This window comes from Chitinophaga sp. OAE865, from assembly GCF_040546735.1.
GTDB classification, from domain to species: Bacteria; Bacteroidota; Bacteroidia; order Chitinophagales; family Chitinophagaceae; genus Chitinophaga; species Chitinophaga polysaccharea_A.
The window spans coordinates 1,519,431-1,536,616 of sequence record NZ_JBEPOF010000001.1 but is presented as its reverse complement, the minus strand read 5'-3'; the positions used below and the strand labels follow the sequence as shown (position 1 = coordinate 1,536,616).

At 47.0% G+C, this 17,186-nt stretch carries 13 protein-coding genes; 6 read left to right on the top strand and 7 right to left on the bottom strand.

The features are described from left to right. Nucleotides 1-95: 95 nt before the first annotated feature. The 6 genes from eboC to ABIE50_RS06440 all read right to left on the bottom strand — a co-directional run bounded on the left by eboC (nt 96) and on the right by ABIE50_RS06440 (nt 10,111). Nucleotides 96-974 (bottom strand): UbiA-like protein EboC, encoded by an 879-nt coding sequence (gene eboC, locus ABIE50_RS06465; RefSeq protein ID WP_354027897.1) that lies wholly within the window; start codon nt 972-974, stop codon nt 96-98. Between the two features lie 96 nt (nt 975-1,070). Next, a complete protein-coding gene (locus tag ABIE50_RS06460) occupies nt 1,071-2,057 on the bottom strand; it encodes a TatD family hydrolase (RefSeq protein WP_142683938.1) in 987 nt (328 codons plus the stop codon). A 23-nt stretch (nt 2,058-2,080) separates the two neighbouring features. Continuing rightward, on the bottom strand, nt 2,081-2,980 hold the full coding sequence (locus ABIE50_RS06455) for an EboA domain-containing protein (protein WP_209866605.1): 900 nt from the start codon (nt 2,978-2,980) through the stop codon (nt 2,081-2,083). 437 nt (nt 2,981-3,417) lie between these two features. Further along, nucleotides 3,418-4,953 (bottom strand): FG-GAP repeat domain-containing protein, encoded by a 1,536-nt coding sequence (locus ABIE50_RS06450; RefSeq protein WP_209866603.1) that lies wholly within the window; start codon nt 4,951-4,953, stop codon nt 3,418-3,420. A gap of 110 nt (nt 4,954-5,063) precedes the next feature. Further along, complete coding sequence (locus ABIE50_RS06445) at nt 5,064-6,842, bottom strand: RagB/SusD family nutrient uptake outer membrane protein (RefSeq protein ID WP_209866601.1); 1,779 nt, start codon at nt 6,840-6,842, stop codon at nt 5,064-5,066. 32 nt (nt 6,843-6,874) lie between these two features. Next, nucleotides 6,875-10,111, bottom strand: a complete 3,237-nt coding sequence (locus ABIE50_RS06440) for a SusC/RagA family TonB-linked outer membrane protein (protein WP_209866599.1) — start codon at nt 10,109-10,111, stop codon at nt 6,875-6,877. Between the two features lie 594 nt (nt 10,112-10,705). Here ABIE50_RS06440 and ABIE50_RS06435 point away from each other — a divergent pair. Further along, entirely contained in the window at nt 10,706-11,080 is a 375-nt protein-coding gene (locus ABIE50_RS06435) for a transmembrane 220 family protein (RefSeq protein WP_209866597.1), read from the top strand. Nucleotides 11,081-11,370: 290 nt separating this feature from the next. On the opposite strand, the gene ABIE50_RS06430 is transcribed toward ABIE50_RS06435, so the two are convergent. After that, a complete protein-coding gene (locus ABIE50_RS06430) occupies nt 11,371-13,608 on the bottom strand; it encodes an alpha-L-rhamnosidase-related protein (RefSeq protein WP_209866595.1) in 2,238 nt (745 codons plus the stop codon). Nucleotides 13,609-13,747: 139 nt separating this feature from the next. Between ABIE50_RS06430 and ABIE50_RS06425 the strand changes: the two genes are divergently transcribed. The 5 genes from ABIE50_RS06425 to ABIE50_RS06405 all read left to right on the top strand — a co-directional run bounded on the left by ABIE50_RS06425 (nt 13,748) and on the right by ABIE50_RS06405 (nt 17,170). Next, nucleotides 13,748-14,287 carry a DinB family protein gene (locus tag ABIE50_RS06425; RefSeq protein WP_209866593.1) on the top strand — a complete coding sequence of 180 codons (540 nt, stop codon included), beginning with the start codon at nt 13,748-13,750 and terminating at the stop codon, nt 14,285-14,287. A 66-nt stretch (nt 14,288-14,353) separates the two neighbouring features. Continuing rightward, entirely contained in the window at nt 14,354-15,094 is a 741-nt protein-coding gene (locus ABIE50_RS06420) for an SDR family NAD(P)-dependent oxidoreductase (protein WP_209866591.1), read from the top strand. 510 nt (nt 15,095-15,604) lie between these two features. Then, a complete protein-coding gene (locus ABIE50_RS06415; protein ID WP_209866589.1) occupies nt 15,605-16,057 on the top strand; it encodes a MarR family winged helix-turn-helix transcriptional regulator in 453 nt (150 codons plus the stop codon). A gap of 59 nt (nt 16,058-16,116) precedes the next feature. Further along, entirely contained in the window at nt 16,117-16,551 is a 435-nt protein-coding gene (locus ABIE50_RS06410) for a DoxX family protein (protein WP_142683947.1), read from the top strand. A 31-nt stretch (nt 16,552-16,582) separates the two neighbouring features. Beyond that, nucleotides 16,583-17,170, top strand: a complete 588-nt coding sequence (locus ABIE50_RS06405; protein WP_209866587.1) for a YceI family protein — start codon at nt 16,583-16,585, stop codon at nt 17,168-17,170. The last annotated feature ends 16 nt before the right edge of the window (nt 17,171-17,186 follow it).

The window sequence follows — 17,186 nt, the reverse complement described above, 5'->3', positions numbered from 1 at the left end:
TTGAGGCCATGAAAAAGATTGGAGAACTGTGAAGCCGGATGAATCAGCGCCAACCAGCGGATACCGTGCAGCTGCACGGTATCCGCCTGCTGTTGTCAGGTAACGGCAAAAAGTTTTCCCAGCACCAGTGATATTGGTAACAGCAGTATGACTGCTATTGCAAAAGGAATGGTAGCAAAAGCCGCCACCCAGGCTGCGTTCATGGCAATCAATGCAATGATGCCACCCTTTACCGCTTTCCCGATATTTGGCCCGGAAGGATTTTTCATAGCCCTGAACAGCGGTACATTAATCATAATAATGAACAGCAGGATAAACGGGAGTGCCGGCCAGAAATGATGATGTATGCAGGCCAGGATACCCATTGTAATGTATACTGCGGCATAGCAGGCAGCGGTAAGGCGTAAACTTTTAACACTGCCCCCGTGCACTTCTCCCCTGCTGATGTTGGTTACTGCCGCAATATAGAGAATGGGGATAAAGCCCATCCACCAGTATATTTCCAGCATACCGGGCACAATACTTATACCCAGGAGAAGGTTAAACCCGCGGCAGAGGCCCATATTGAGCGGGCCGAGCAGTGCATGGTGTTTTCCCCATTTATCATAAATGAGCGCCGAGGCGGCCACTCCAATGGCGAGCCATCCGGCATAACCCGTGAGGCGGCCTACCGAAAAGGCAGCGAGGATACCCACCAGGAGCAGGTAGCTGCCAAGTATAACGGCTTGAGTTTTTGTGATAACCCCGCTGGGAATGGGCCTTTCAGGACGTTCCGTGCTATCCAGTTCCGCATCAAATACATCATTAAAAACAACACCGCCGCCATACAGGCCAATGGTTGCAAGACAAAGGCATACAACCGGGAGGATAAGATCCAGCGTAACAGTACTGAACGTAACATTTATAAAATAGGCCGAAATAGCAACGCCAGCCAATATATCTGCTATTGCAGTTACGATATTGGCTGGTCGCATCAGGCGCAGATATCCGATCAATTTGCTAACAATATAACTCACCGTGTAATTAGGTTTTCATGGTTCATTGCCAGCAGAACCGAAGCTGTCAGGCCGTTACCGGATGATGGTTGTGTTTTTATCAATTCGAGGCTGTTGTCCTCCGCGCAAAATAGAGCTTCCGTTAAATTTCTCACTTTGATCAATATTTGCTGCTACATCAAAATCCGCTTCGTTTATCTGACCGCTCTGCGCAAAGGCTTTTACAGCATTGGTGTAAGTTACCAAATGAATGTCATTCGAGTCAATACCACTTTCGTGCATTAAAGCGGCGGTTTTAGGAACGGCCAGGGGATCGCTGATGCCCCAGTCGGCAGCGGAGTTCACCATAATACGCTCACTTCCGTACTGTTTAACTACAGCTACCATGCGCTCATTCCCCATTTTGGTAAAAGGATAGATGGTAAATGCAGCCCAGAAGCCACGATCCAGTACTTCTTTGACTGTTTCTTCGTTATTATGGTCTACAATGATCATGTGAGGTTCGAGTCCGTGCTCCAGTGCGATGTCCATACTGCGCTGGGTGCCTTTTTTCTTATCCCGGTGAGGAGTATGTATCTGAACGGGCAAACCGGCTTCTTTGGCCAGTTCCAGCTGGGCGCGATAGTATTTTTCCTCCAGGGGGGTTTGGTCATCGAAACCGATTTCGCCCACGCCCACTACGCCTTCTTTATAAATGAACTGTGGTAATATTTCCATTACGGCTTCAGCGAGCTTTTCGTTATTGGCTTCTTTGGAATTGAGGCCAATGGTGCAATAGTGTTTGATACCAAACTGGGAAGCACGGAAACGCTCCCACCCCAGGAGGCTGCTGAAATAATCGCGGAAGGTATCAACACCTGTGCGGGGCTGTCCTAACCAGAATGCGGGCTCAATAATGGCTACCACGCCGGCATCGGCCATTGCCTGGTAATCGTCTGTAGTACGGGCCGTCATATGTACATGCGGATCAAAGAAGCGCATGCCTTTTATTTTATTAAGATAAGCGGGGCTATAGGTAAGTGGTTGGAGATCTTTCTCTGTTAAATCATGGATTCCGCACATAATCTGATCAATTTTATTGTTGGTTATTTAATTATTTTTTGGGCCAGCGTATCCCAGGTTATGCTACCAGCCTGAATTTCAGCCTGTAATGCCGGGTCGGTGGCCAGCAAAGCCTTAGCAGGCGGATAATGGCATTGGGCGCACACCAGTGCGGCGGCTTCTTTCTCTGTGCTGTTCACAGAATGCCATACGCGGGTGATATCTGCAAAGTTGGCTTCTCCTACAAAGTTCACCAGCACCCGCCATTGCATAGGATCCAGCGTCCGGCCGGCGGCCCATCTTTCATGGGCAAAGTCGACCAGGATCGCTGCCAGTGCGGCATTAGCTCTTTCGTCCAGGCCGATGATCAGGTGTAGTGGTTTATCGGTAAAAATGGCTTTCATTACCAGCTGGTTCCAGGCGGCCTCCGACAGGTATTTTGCCGGGTAAGGGTTGCGGAGCATGATGGCCTCCTGCACAATACCTATATTGGAACGGATGCCTTCCGAGGTGCGCGCAGTCCATTCTTCGGGCCATGGCAGCAGGGGCAGGGCACTGTACAAGGCCGCCAGCTCATTCATTTCCGCCGCGTTGAAGAGGTTTTCCACTACTTCCAGGTACGCAGATTTGTTGGTTACCGGCAATTGCAGCAGCCACCATACTCTCGCAAGGCGGTCTAACGTCCAGCCCTGTACGAAAAATGAAGGCAACAATGCCTGCAGCTGTTCACTTTCCGTTGTGGAAATACGGATCATCTCTTTACCTGTGAAACGCGGAATAGCTGTGAAAGTTTGATTAAACTGCGGGATGGCACCGGTTTGCTGTTGTAGCTGCAACCGCTGTTGCAACCAGTTATTTGCTTTTTCGTTTCCATTGTTTCTTATGACCGTGCTAAGCAGCTTGCTCACTTTATCCTGATCGTATACATATTCAGCCACTGACATATCCTATTTAAACTAATAATGCTGATTTCCCAATAAAATTAACCAGTAATAATGGGATTTTCAGAATCGGGCCGCTTTTTTATGATAGATGGCAAAAAAAGAAGATAAAACCGTTCACATCAATGGTTGAACGATAGGGAGGGCATCTAAATAAAAGAGAGGCATTACTGCCTCTCCTTCCGCCATTCTAAAACCTGATTATACATCAGGATATCTTTACAGCACGGCGTCTCTGACGGCAGACACGATGCAATAAGGTATATGTTGGGAAAACACTGATCAAGAACGATGGTACTTTAAAGATCTGTAATATATGAGCTCTCTTCTCTATAAGTTTAGACCTGTAACAAGCAACAATGCACGTAGCAATAAATACGGCCGTAAGATACATATTGTCTCCTTTCATTCCAAATAAACAAACGATTTTTACGTTGCATTTAACGGGCGACATTGTTTTGTAATACTATAAAAGGCTGATATTCTTTCCAGTCAGGCTTATAATCATCAAGTATGATAAAACCCTGTGCGTAGTTTCCTAGTACAATATCCAGGTCGCCATCGTGATCATAATCCTTTACGTCCATACAGATCCATCTGCCTTCTTTGTCGAGCGGCGGTGAATGGGGCGTAAACATGAGCGCTTTATTTCCACCTTCAAAGAAAATAAATTTTTCCCCGGGCTGATGCCGGAAATCAGCAAAAAAGGCAATAGAGGCGATATCGGTTTTACCGTCTTTATTGAAATCCGCAGCCACCGCCTTTGTACAGCCATTCACGGGGTAATGCCAGGCTTCCCTGTATTTATTATTCCCGTCATTGAGGTAGACGAATATTCCGTGATAAGGTTTAAGCACCATGGAAAAATCTGCGTTATCACCGCAGGTATATAGTATATCAGGTTTACCATCGCCATTAAAATCGGCCAGCTGGAAACTGGTAGAACCATTGAGTGGCGGGAATCTCAGCAGGTTGGTAGATACGAAGCCTCCTTTCTTATCATTCTCAAACAGCCAGATGCCTTCATCGCCGGCGGCAAACAATACCATGAAGTCCGTATAGCCGTCGTGGTTAAAATCGCCTGTTTCTGCGTGAATAGCTCCGGGCACTTCCCGGATAGGCAACTGCCTGTAACTGTGATCCGGCAGCTGTTTCAGCCAGTAAAGCCCCCCCTGGTTATGGCCGAATGCGCATACCAGCAAATCGGACAGGCCATCTTTATCAAAATCAGCCTGCAGGGTTTGCACCGGCCGTTTGAGAAAAGCCATGAGATCGTGCTGTCTGCTTTGCGGATCATTGGGTTGTACACTGGTAATAATGCCAGCGGGCGCATCCAATGCCCGCATATTACCTATTTCAGTAAGGATGGCCTGTTGCTGCCCGGCAGTATCTTTTACAAAGAGTATATCGACAGCGGGAGATGGTAAATTGCGGATGTTAACGGTTTGTAAATCCTGGTCCCATTGCGTGAGGGTATTGGAGAGCCCATCGCTGGTCATAAGATGGCCGTTATCCGGGTTAAATGCCACCATAGTAGTAGCTACGGGGATTGTATCTTTGAGTACGGGATACTTTGCTGTAAAAATGGACCAGTCGCGTTGCAGCGGCTGCGGCGCTTTTGCAGGCGGTAGTTTTTCAGGAGCGGTGTTTTTATAGTACTCCACCAACAGCTCCCAGTCCTGGATAGAAATAAGCCCTGGTTTATCGCCGGGCATCGGTGGATAATAGGAATTCTCTCCCCACACTTTTATGCCCAGCTTGGGGGCCATAGCAGGCAACACATGTTTCAGCCAGGTTTCCTTGTCCAGCAGTTCCGCGGAAACGGGTAAATGACAACCGGAGCAATATTTATCTGCCAGTGCTTTTCCTTTTTCTTCCTTTGTGGGTGTGTGGCAACTGATACCGATGACAAGACTGGTGACGATAAAAAATAAAGCGGCGAGACAATACCGGTTACTCATTGGTTGATTGGTCATCGGTGAATATTTTAACGGGCATTGTAAAGTACTAAAATGTTGTATAAAAACGAATGCAGCGAAAAAGATCCGCTGCATTCGTTCAATTAAAAAAGCGACAGATATAGCTGTTAATAATTCGGATTCTGTTCCAGTACTCTTTGTCCGCCTACCATAGTTAGGTCGATCTGACGCTGAGGAATGGGGAAGTATTCATTCTTACCTTTTGTAAAATGCCCGCCTTTCAGGTCGTCGGTGATAGCTGATTCATATTGGATGAAGGCGTTCAGCGCCACATCCGCAATGCCCCAGCGTACCAGATCAAAGAAACGGTGGCCTTCTGTAGCCAGCTCCAGTTTACGTTCAAAATAGATGGCTTTTAATGCCTGGTCTTTACTGCCGAAGGTAGCAGTGTACCTGCCTATTTTGTAGTTCGCAGCCATTTTGGTAGGATCAAATCCTAACATTGGTTTGGTATCATCCAGGTATTTATGCAGCCAGTATTCAGGGTGATTGATCATCCTGTCACGGATCTGGTTAACGAGGGCAGTGGCTCCCGGCAGATCACCGGTTTGGGCGTGGCATTCAGCCGCCATAAGGATTACGTCTGCGAAGCGGATAAGCAATACGTTGATAGCAGATCCCGGCGCCCATGAGTGTGCATCTTTGTATTTGTCCTGGTTAAACTGCCAGTACACCATTTTCTTGGGCGCATAAGGGCCAGCATATTTCTGGTCCCTGATCCAGTTGGCACCAGGGTGATTACCCCAATCGTGGTAAGGTATTCCGCGGCGGCCTACGGTCCAGTCGAGGCGTGGATCCAGCGTTCCTGTTTCCGGTGTAAACGGTGTTGTGGAAACGATACCCTGATCATTCTTTACCGGGTTAGCATTCCAGGTATCGAGATTTGGCAGGCCTGTAGCCGGGTCCGTGCGGTAAGAGTTTACGAGGTCCTGGGTAGGCTGATAAAATCCGCAGCAGCCGAAGGGGCTGTTGTAGGGGAAGTTCAGCATTTCGCCCTGGTTTGCATTGGCGATGGTATTGGTACCATCGTTGGCTGTCATCTGGATAGCGAATACAGATTCTGAGTTGTTCTTTGTAGCAGCATCGAAGTTGTCTTCAAATCTGTCTGTGAGCTTATACTTCAGACCATTGGAAGTAACACCTGATGCGATAGCCTGGTCGAACAACGGCATTGCCTCTGTGTATTTTTTCTGGTAGAGATATGTTTTAGCCAGATAGATCTGAGCAGCCCATTTATTTGCTCTTGCCACGTCGCTTTGTGTAGCCGGCAGGTTATCTGTGGCGAATTTAAAATCGGCTTCAATAAAGGGCCAGATATCTTTATCATTTTTAACACGCACTTCCACAGTAGTATCTGTGATATAGGGTACTTTATTGAACATTTTTTTCAGCTCAAAGTAGTAGTGGCCACGGAGGAAACGGGCTTCCGCAGCTGCCTGTGTTTTTTCCGCATCGCTCATATCCGTTGCCTGTGGAATTTTTGCCAGTACGGTATTACAGCGGATCACGCCTTCATATACGGCCCTCCATTTTGTATTGAAAAAACCATTGCTTGGGTCTACTGTAAATTTTGCGATAGGGTCTATACCTGGCTGGTCGCCGCTGAAGCTACCCTTATGGGAATCGCCACCGGCCACGCTGCCATAGATCCAGTTAGTAGGAGAAGCTTCCCATGGGCCACCGCCACCCAGGGCTGCCTGTGCGGTTTGTTGTCCGTCGAGCGACGCGTAAGCGCCTATCAGCAAATAGTTGATACCGGCTTTATTTGCTACTATTTCATCACTGAGAGATCCAAGAGGCGCCCGTTCCAGGAAACTCTTTTTACAGGCACTGATCCCTATTGCAGCCAACGCAAGTGTTACACTTAAATATCGTAATGTTTTCATTTTTCTCAATTTTGCTTTTCAGGAAAAAATTATCAGAATGTTACATTCACACCGAGCAGGTACTGACGCTGATTGGGATAAGCTCCTTCATCCACGCCGAAGTTGCTGGTACCTCCGGTAATTTCAGGATCTATACCTGAGTATTTGGTGATGGTAAACAGGTTAGCCGCCTGCGCATAAACCCTGAATTTTGTGATACCCACTCTCTGAAGCACATTGCTTGGGATGGTATATCCCAGCATGATATTCTTTGCACGCAGGTAAGAACCGTTTTCCACGAAATAGGAGTTAGGTACATTGGATGTACTGAAAGAAGGAGATGTTTCCTGGATAGGCGCTTTTGCATTCTGACGTGTTGGCAGCCAGGAATCATACAGTGCTGTTTTGCTTTTTGCCCCTTCGAATGAAGGATAGAAGTCTGTCCACCATTTCACCTGGTTCCAGATCTTGTTACCTTGCACCCCATATATGAACATGCTGAAATCCCAGGCTTTATAAGTAAGACCGATGTTCAGGCCATAGCTGAACTTTGGATTAGGATTACCGAGATAAGTACGATCGGCTTCTGTGATCCTTCCATCTCCGTTCACATCGGCATATTTGAAGCGGCCGGGTTTAGTGTCTGTCTGGTATACCAGTGAGTTATCATTATATTGTTTCCTGGTAGCCTCGTTTGCTGCATCAATTTCTGCCTGGCTATTCCAGAATCCATCTACCTTATAACCGAAGAATTCGCTGATAGACTGGCCAACGGCATTACGGATAATGAAAGTACCGTTAAACCTGCGTTGTTCCTGGTCGAAATAAGGAGCAGCATCAGATATTTTCACGATCTCATTATTATAGGTAGTGAGGTTACCGTTCAGGTCCAGTTTGAGATCTTTGGTAAGATTCAGGTTAGCGGTGGCGGAGAAGTCGAACCCTTTATTTTTCATCTGGGCCACGTTCACATAAGGAGCATTGGCAATACCGTAAACACCTGGCAGTTCAGGGTTATACAGCAGGTCTCTTACATCTTTGCGATAGTAATCTGCTGTTATTTCCAGGGCGCCTTTGAAGAGGGTCGCATCTATACCGATATTGGCGTTCACGTTGCTTTCCCATTTTGCATCGGGGTTACCGATACGGGTACGGTAGAAGCCTTGTAAAATGGAGTTCCCGGTACCTTTCAGATCGTAGAAGGAGTTTCCTTTTTCAAACCCGTAAGCGGTGAAGGCATTCTGCGGGTCCACGTTGATCTGGTTACCCATGATACCCCATCCTCCGCGGATCTTCAGATCGGAGAGCCAGCTGATACCCTTCATGAATTCCTCCTGTGAAAGTCGCCATGCAGCGCTTACGGCAGGGAAGTTACCATACCTGTTAGAGGAACCAAACCTGGAGGAACCATCCCGGCGGATCAGTGCGCCCAGGAGGTAGCGGTCTTTGTAGGAGTAGTCTACCCTTGCGAAGAGGGAAAACAATCCATCAGAGAAACGGCCGCTGTAGTTGGTAGGCGTGCCGCTACCTGTACTGAGGTTGGTGAAGTTGGGATCAAAGGTGAAATAATCGAGGTTGGTACCACCAACGGTACGGCCCTGGTTATCGAATGCTTCTGTGCCTATCAGCACTTTGAGGTCGTGTACCTGGTCAAAGTTCTGGTGATAGGTGAGGGTATTGGTCCAGGTCCAGTCGTAACCGGTTCCTGAATTTTCCGTATACGAATTCACTTTATTGTTTTCAGCATTTTCGTATTCAGGTAAAGTGAAGCTATGATTATTGAAGGAATAGATCTCACCACCGAAGCTGGTGCGGAGGGTAAAGTGTTTCAGGATATCTGCTTCTGCAAACACGTTACCCAACAAGCGGTTAGCCAGTGTTTTGGTAGTACCGAAGCGGTCCTGGATGGCAACGGGGTTGCGGGCATTACCCAAACCTTTACCAAAGCTACCTGCATAGTTGCCTTTAATATCATGTACAGGAATGATAGGCATTTCACGGAAAGCCATACCAATACCGCTACCTTCTGTGAGAGCACCGATCTGCGGGTTATTGATAAGGGAGTATTCCAGGTTTTCGCCTACGCGTATATTATTGGTAATGTTATAGGTACTGTTGGCGCGAACAGCATAACGTTTATTATATGTATTGGTTAGAGTACCCTGCTGATTAAAGTAATAGAACGAGAAGAAGTAACTGCCGATATCGCCGCCACCTGCTACCGAAATATTGTGGCTGGTGATGGGGGCTGGTTTAAATATTTCGTGGAACCAGTCGGTACCTGATTTATTGGCCTTTACGATACGGTGGAACGCATCCACATCACTGGCTACTTTATAATTCGGATTTACGAAATAGGTAGATGGATCAGTGCCCGGGTCACCTTCCATTGCGCCCTGCGGAGCGATATAATCGGGCAGGCGTGGTGTTGCGCCGGAGCCGTATTGTTCATCATTATATACAGGATTCGGAGTAGTATTGGCAATGGCCATCCATTTCAGGTTGGCTTGTTCCTGCGGACTGAGGATGTTCCATACATTTCCGCTTTTAGGACGTTGTGTACCATAGTAGCCATCGTAGGACACCTTTACTTTACCGGTTCCTCTTTTGGTGGTGATGATGATAACGCCGTTGGCAGCACGGGCACCGTAGATGGAGGCAGCGCCTGCATCTTTAAGTACCTGCATGGTTTGTACGTCGTTGGGATTTACATCAGTAAGGTTGGAGATGGGTACTCCGTCTACCACATACAATGGTGTATTGTTTCCGAAGGTGTTTACACCACGGATCTTCACCTGTGGCTCCTGGCCCGGCTGGCCTGAGCCGAGAATGGTTACCCCCGACACCTGTCCCTGCAGCTGATTGGCTATCTGGGAGGTAGGTTGTTTGGTAAGATTTTCCACTTTTACAATGGATACCGAACCGGTAAGGTCTTTCTTTTTCTGGCTGGCATAACCGGTTACCACTACTTCTTCCAGCGAGCCTACTTTTTCGCTTAGGGAAACGTTTACCGGACCGGATCCTATCACTGTTTCCAGCGGATCATAACCTACAAAGGAGAACACGAGTGTTTCACCTGATTTGGCCATAAGGGAAAAGGCTCCGGAAGGATCTGTGGCAGTACCCCGGTTGCTGCCTTTCACAAACACGGTAACGCCTGGCAGCGCATTGCCGGAGGCTTTGTCGGTTACTTTACCCGTAACTTTTGTTTGTGCTGATACATTGTTGCCGGCTAATAGCAACAAGAGGCCGCATAGTGCAGCGAGTGCCTGGTAAAATTGCTTTTTCATAACGTGATTTAAGGGAAACGTTTAAGAAAAATTGTTAGTAAATAAGGATTCCTATCTATATGTCACCTTATTGAACAGTCACAACTTTGCATACAGAACCCGTTCCCGCTGTATTCCATTTTTACAGCAGGTTAATTTTCAATAAATACAAAGCATTAGTTTTTATCACCCGTGCATGATGCGCTACACGGCGTCAAAAAAGAAAATAGTGTCCGATCAACAGTTAAACAAAAACTACGATTTTAAAAGAATGAATGAACTATAAAACAAACACTAATGGTCAAGCTGATTTAGGTCATCCGACTGTTGTTTAATTGTTTACGATAGTGAATTCAATACAATAATAAATAAGTGAGAATCTTTTGCTCTAGTAACAAACATTTCAATCTCAGATTTTGGTTCTCACGTGGAACGATGTAATGAACCGAATATATAACATTATTTTAGCCCAAACAAGTGGTCTTTTAACATTTTCTTTAAAAGTGACAAAATTGCAGACTGTTATTCCACTATTCCACACTGCCGGGATAAAATAATACAAGGAATATGCTTTTGAAATTCTTTTGTGTATGTTTAAGCCCTAATTTTTGCGTCATGAAAATATTGAATGTTGTGTTTTGCCTGATGTTTGTTTTGTTTGCAGGCTTACAGTATAACGATCCTGATCCTTACATATGGATGCCCATCTACCTTTACAGTGCCCTGCTTTGCTGGCTGGCTTCGCGTAACCGCTTTTACCCGAAATGGTATATTGCGGGTATACTGGTATACCTGGCCTACGCCATATATAAGTTCTTTGACCAGAACGGTGTGGAAGACTGGTTCACCAAACACAATGCAGAGAACCTTGCCGAAACCATGAAAGCTACCAAACCCTGGATTGAAGAAACACGGGAATTCTTTGGATTGTTCATTTGCATTGGCGCATTGGCGATAAATTATTTCTACGCGAAGAAAAAGCGCGCGTAGATCGCCTTCGGCGATGCGAATTTTGTCTTGGACACTGATTACGCTGATTATACTGATTAGTTTGATTTTATTTTTTGGGATTTTTAGAGATAAGCGGATATGTTCGTTTATGCCTTTCCTTAAAAAATAGCAATAAGGCAAATCTGCATAATCCGATGAAAGCGATAGTTATTAAGGGAGATAAGAGTGGTATTCGCTCTTATCTCCCTTAATAATTTATAAAATTAAAAAATAAAATCAAACTAATCAGTATAGTCAGCGTAATCAGTGTTCCAAGACAAAATTCGCGATCAGAGCGAAATTTCCTGCGGGCCACCATGCAAAGTGATCTCTTTACCACGCCAGCGGAATTTGCCGGTTATACCGAACGGGACTATAACGGTGCCGGTTACACGATTATTTTTAAATGCCAGGTCTACCTTAATTAAACCCTCCGGGTGTACCATAGTAGCTTTTACCTGCGGCGATGTGCCGGGATCTGGTGCAATCAATACTGTTCTGAACCCATAGGAAGCCGGTTGTATACCTGCGGTGATACCCAGCAGGAAAAGATTGGCCACAGCAGCATTTGCCTGGTAAGCTGCGGTGTTGTTTTGTTCCAGCAGTGTTGCGAGCGACTGCAATTCGGCAGGGAAAGCTTCTGTAACACCGGTTTCCTGCATTGCTTTAAAAATATAATACTTTTCGCGCAACGATTCTTCCCCGGGCGTTTTTTCAGCCAGTAACCGCTGCATTACATTTTTCACCTGCCGGGGTGGTACAGCCTGCGCCAGTACAGCCATGGCATTGGTATAGCGGGAAAATGTTTTCTTTGCTGCGGTTTCTGCATACAATCCTTTCCCTGCATCATAACATTGCTGGTACCATACCTCCCTCAGTTTATCGGCCGTGCGTGTATAGGTAAGCGAGTCGGTCGTTTTATCGCAATAGCCAGCAATAACAGCCGCCTGACGGAGGGCATACAGGTACTGACCCGTGGCTGGCGACAATGCCACACTATCGTCGTAAGGCATACTGCCAGGCAGGCCCGTAGCCGGGTCCTGGTAGCGATCCACCCAGTCGAGGATGCTGCGTATCCCGGGAAAACATTGTTTCGCTAATTCCTTATCCGCCCTGTAAAGTAAATAATCCTGAACAGCACCGATCCATGCCAGTGCATCCGTTACTGATACCAGCCGGTCGTTCGACGGGTAACGTGAACGGACCAGTCCTTCCGGAATGCGCGACTGATCCGTTTGTACCAGCGCATTTCTGAACAGTCGATCATCTCCCGAAAAAAAACTGATGGCAAGCCCCTGGATACGGGCATCCTGTATGTATTGCAGTTGCTCGCTGAAAGGATCATTGTACAGGTTATCCTGCGCTCCGGTAAGTGCGGCTCTTTTGCCGGCCGCCCACAGCGAATCGGCCATTGCGCCGGCGTTGAAAGCCGACCTGTCGTTCAACAGGTACTGCGTATATACGTTGTAGTAATCGACCAATGTGAGGGGCGACCGCCCCGTTTCGATATCCAGCTGCACATACCTGAAACTTCTATAGCCCGAGGGCGTGAATTTACGACGGGTGCCGCCATCCGGGTGTATTATATCCTTTATCACCGTACTGCTGGCAAATGCCGGCCGGTAGGTAATGCTGATGGCTGCTTCCAGTCCGCCGCTGATCAGCATTTCAGGGAAGCCGATGGTTTGCTGCCCGGCATCCAGCAGCAGTGTTACTTTTCGTTTAGCCGGTATAGTTAGTGGAGATGTGCCTTTCAGCAATCCCATGCCTGCGGTTGCGCCCTGTTGTGAAACAATAGCGGGGAACGATTGCCGTTCCTGGTGCAGGCGGCCAATGGGCGATGGCATAAGTAAAGGCCAGCTGCCGGCACTATGACCTTGCAGGGCCACCCCGGCAGCAGTTGTGGCAGCCTCCCAGGCGCTATCATTATATGCAGGCTGTTCCCAGCCCCAGGGATGATACTGTGCCGTGATGCTATCACCAGGGTAAGCGCCGTAGAAAACATTATCCCCGGTTTTTACCGGGGCGGGGCGTAAGGATTCATCTTCCATTACCTTCCAGGAGGTCGTTCCGGTGTTGATAATAGCCGCCTCCCCGGGCGTATGTCCCTGGATCAGCAGGCCCGTTGCTTTGCTGAACTGGCCCCGTGGCATATGCGGGCCGAAGTTCACTACTTCCGCAGCAATGATGTTGGTGCCATATTTCAGGTAAGCGCTGATATCAATAGTTTCGTAATACCAGTTGGCCAGGTCGGATCGTGCAGGCCCCATGCCGGCTAACCGGCCGTTTACATACAAACGGTAACGGTTATCCGCAGAGAGATGAATAATAAAGGGGCCGGAATAATTGAGCAACTGGAACTGTTTCCGGAAAAGGAATACGCCGCAGGCGGAAGGGGTGGCGTCGCCGGCCGTGATCCACCGGGCGTCCCATCGGGTGGGAATATTATCATTCTTTTCCTGCGCAGGCAGGGCGGTGGCCAATCCCATGAGTGCCGGCAACAACAGGCATCGTAACAGGTATTTCATAGAAGGAGGTTATAGGTAGTCAGGATATATCGATCGCATACAAATATATTAAATATATTATTAAGATGAGTAAGTCGTGCGAAGGGTCTGCCACCGGTGGAAAATGTTCGTATATTCATCCTCCCTTAAAACTCACCAGATGAAAAAAAACGCTATTAAACCGGACCCGGGATATTACTCTACTTATATCAACCTTGTACCGGATATTGACCTTAAAACCGCGCTGGAGCAGTCGTTGCAAACACTGAACGAATTAGATGCAGCGGCGCTGGAGCCATTGGGTAACTACGCCTATGGACCAGGTAAATGGACCCTGAAGAATGTGCTCCAGCATATTACCGATACGGAGCGGGTATTTTCTTTCCGAGCCTTGTTATTTGCGCGGAAAGACACCCAGGTGCCGCCGGGAATGGAACAGGACGACTATGCCAACAATGCGGAAATAGACGAGCGGAGCGTAGCAGAAATACTGGCAGAGCTGAAAGCAGTGCGTAATGCCAGTATTATGCAGTTCAACAATTTTTCAGAAGCAGCACTGTTAAGAACCGGTATGAGCTGGAAAACGGAACTTTCGGTACTTGCACTTGGATTTGCGATAGCAGGGCACCAGGCACATCATCTGAACATACTCCGTGAAAAGTACCTCCAGCCCAATTCTAACATGAAGGTTAGTATTTAACAATTATCACTCCTCTTCTTTACCTGGGTTAACCGGTCTAGTTTTGCCAGCATAAAATCATTTATTATGAAACGTCTGGAAAATAAGATAGCCCTGGTAACAGGAGGTAGTCGCGGTATGGGCGCCGCCATTGTAAAACGTTTGGCTGGAGATGGCGCCACAGTAGTATTTACCTACGTAAAAGGTGCTGCGCCGGCTACAGCGCTGGTGGAAGAGCTAACTGCCAAAGGGCAGAAAGTGACCGCAATAGCGGCAGACAGCGCCGATGTGAACGCGGTGATCGCGGCGGTGGATCATACTGTTAACAGTTATGGTCGTATAGACATACTCGTTAACAACGCCGGCACTGCAGTAATGAAAGAATTTTCAGATTATACCCTGGAAGATTACGAGCATACAATGGCCGTAAACACCCGTGCAGTATTTATGGCCACCCAGGCAGCTACGCGGCATATGAGCAGCGGCGGCAGGATCATCACTATCGGCAGCTGTATGGCCGACCGTGTAGTGGGGCCGCAAGGTACGTTGTACAGCATGAGCAAGTCCGCGCTTACAGCTTTCAATAAAGGGCTGGCACGCGACCTGGGGGCAAGGGGCATCACCACCAACCTGGTACAACCCGGACCGGTAGATACAGACATGAACCCCGCTGATGGCCCTCATGCAGAATATCAGCGCCAGCATATTGCACTGGGCCACTATGGCACCGCCACAGATGTTGCCGACCTGGTAGGTTTCCTGGCAGGCCCGGAAAGTGGATTTATCAATGGTTCTGCACTGACAATTGACGGGGGACTGAATAGTTAAGCAGAGTTTGTCCTGGAACACTGATTATGATGATTAGCTTGATTTTATTTTTAGATTTTGTTTGTAAAATCAGGGGAGATATTGGGAGATAGAACATCAGGCTTTTTATTCTAAGGGAGATATGAGCTTTTTATTCGCTTATATCTCCCTTAGTGGTTATAAAAAATATAATCACTTTCTCTCACCAGGGATAAAATCAAACAAATCGACGTAATCAATGTTTCAGGGCAAATTTCCCACTGTGGGCGGCTTCAAAATAGATTGGCAAATAAGTTCTTTATCTACCCAAAAGTAAAGTCAAACTAATCAGCGCATTCAATGCTCCCGGCCAATCCCCGCTGAAGCTGGCTTCCAAAAAACAACAGCAGGTAGTCACTTTTATCTACCCAAAAAATAAAATCATACTAATCATCATAATCAGTGTTCCAAGACAAATTCTCCACCCACAAATTTGGTAATTTGAAAAATACACCTACCTTTGTTGTATAAACAACAGTTGTAAATGTAATTATGAAACTGGAAGAAGAACTGAAGCAGACCCGGTTTAAGGACGAATACCAGAAAGCCATGCTGAATATCATATTTACCGGCAATTGGCTGGAAGTATGGACTTCACAGATACTGAAGCAATACGACCTGTCGAGCCAGCAATTCAATGTATTACGGATACTTCGCGGAAGCAGCCCAAGCCCCTTAAACCTCCTGGATATACAGGAGCGAATGATGGACAGGATGAGCAATGCCACCCGGCTGGTGGAAAAACTCCGCCAAAAGGGATTGCTGACCCGTAAGCAGTGCGACAGTAACCGCAGGAAAGTGGAAATTGAGATCACCGAAAAAGGACAAGCCTTGTTAAAGGAACTGGATCCTGTAATGGAGAAAAGCCACCTGGAACTAACAAAAAAGCTCACTGTAGCAGAAGTGAATACCATCAACAAATTACTGGATAAACTACGCGACTGATTTTTTTTGCCCTAACACTTGTATATACAATAAAAGTACAAACGCTAATAAATACCTTTATGTTCAAAAGAATACTTCGCACAGACGATCATCTCACATCCTTTATTATCCGTATTACCGTGGCCCTGGTAATGTTGCCCCACGGCGCACAGAAATTACTCGGCATGTTCGGCGGCTATGGATTCAAAGCCACTATGAGCTACTTCACTTCCCAGGGCACCCCGGCCATCCTTGCGTTTCTTGTCATCTTTACCGAGAGCATCGGTTCCCTGCTGCTTCTTTTGGGATTTACCACCAGGATATGGGCAGCAATGCTGACCGTTATCATGCTGGTAGCCATGAATATTCACTCTGCCAACGGATTCTTTATGAACTGGGGCGGTACACAACCGGGAGAAGGATTTGAATATCACCTACTGGTAATCGGTATCAACATTGCCCTGATCATCAAAGGCGCCGGACGCTGGTCTGTTGACCGTCAGCTTTCCAAATAAACAATTAACTAAATTCAATAAAAAAACAATCATGAAAAAAGGTTTCTTTTTCACCACCTTCCTGGTACTGGCCAGCATCGCTACCTTTGCACAGGTAAAATGGAACGCGGACCCCGCGCATACCAGCATCATCTTTGGCGTGAAGCACTTAGGCCTGAGCTATGTTCAGGGCCATTTCACTAAATTCAATGGTACCATTGAAACTGCCGACAGCACCAATTTCCAGAATGCAAAAGTAGATTTCACCGTAGATGCCTCCAGCATCTCCACCGGTGTTGATCAGCGTGACGGGCACCTGAAAACGGATGACTTCTTTAATGTAGCTGAATATCCATCCATCACGCTGAAAAGCGTGTCTTTTAAAAAAGTATCAGGAGATAAATATGTATTGTTAGCAGACCTTACTATCCGCAACACTACAAAACGTGTAACCTTTGACGTTACTTACAATGGTGTGATTAAAGATCCATGGGGTTTAAGAAGAGCAGGCTTCACTGCAAAAACCACCATTAACCGTCTTGATTTCGGCGTAAAATATGCAGACAAATTACCTTCCGGTGTATGGGCAGTAGCACCTACTGTTGATATCACTGTAAACGTGGAAGCAGTAAAACAATAGTTACAGGTTTAGAGAA